At 48.4% G+C, this 872-nt stretch carries 1 rRNA gene; it reads right to left on the bottom strand.

What is annotated here, in order from left to right:
- Positions 1 to 269 (bottom strand): 16S ribosomal RNA (locus ASU03_RS18935); the annotation flags it as partial.
- Positions 270 to 872: the final 603 nt, after the last annotated feature.

Genomic DNA, 872 nt, shown 5'->3' with positions numbered 1-872 from the left:
CTTGGTGAGCCATTACCCCACCAACTAGCTAATCCGACCTAGGCTCATCTGATAGCGCAAGGCCCGAAGGTCCCCTGCTTTCTCCCGTAGGACGTATGCGGTATTAGCGTCCGTTTCCGAACGTTATCCCCCACTACCAGGCAGATTCCTAGGCATTACTCACCCGTCCGCCGCTCTCAAGAGAAGCAAGCTTCTCTCTACCGCTCGACTTGCATGTGTTAGGCCTGCCGCCAGCGTTCAATCTGAGCCATGATCAAACTCTTCAGTTCAAACATCTTTGGGTTTTTAAGAAACCCTAAACTTGGCTCAGCAATCGTTGGTTACATCTTTGATTTCTCGCGGAGTAACTTGTGATGCTGATAATCTTGTTGACTATCAGTCTGACTCCACAAGCACCCACACGAATTGCTTGATTCAGTTGTTAAAGAGCGGCTGGTTAAGATCTTTCGTCTCAACCGAGGCGCGCATTCTACAGCAGCCTCATTTGCTGTCAAGTGATTATTTTCAGAAGTTTTCAAGGAATCCTTAACAACTTCAACCACTTGCGCTTTCGATCTCTCGTCAGCGGGAGGCGAATACTACAGCGTTACACGCTGCTGTCAACACCTCTTTTTCAACTTCCTTTTGGCTTCGATGGACTGAAGCAACCTGCTGCCGAAAACCTCATAACTCATTGTTTGCCAAGGAGTTTTCCGTTTCGACTGCGCCGGAAGTGGGGCGAATTATAGACAGATATAAATCGCCGTCAACCGTTAATTCCAGGTTTATTCGGATTTAAGCGTAATACGCGCAAATGCCTTCTTGCCGGCCTGGCAAACGTGGGTCGCACCCAGTTCGTATATAAAGGTGCGATCGACAACCTCACCATCTAT

Origin of the sequence: Colwellia sp. TT2012, from assembly GCF_001440345.1 — a bacterium.
Taxonomy (GTDB): domain Bacteria; phylum Pseudomonadota; class Gammaproteobacteria; order Enterobacterales; family Alteromonadaceae; genus Colwellia.
This window is presented reverse-complemented; position numbering and strand designations above follow the sequence as displayed.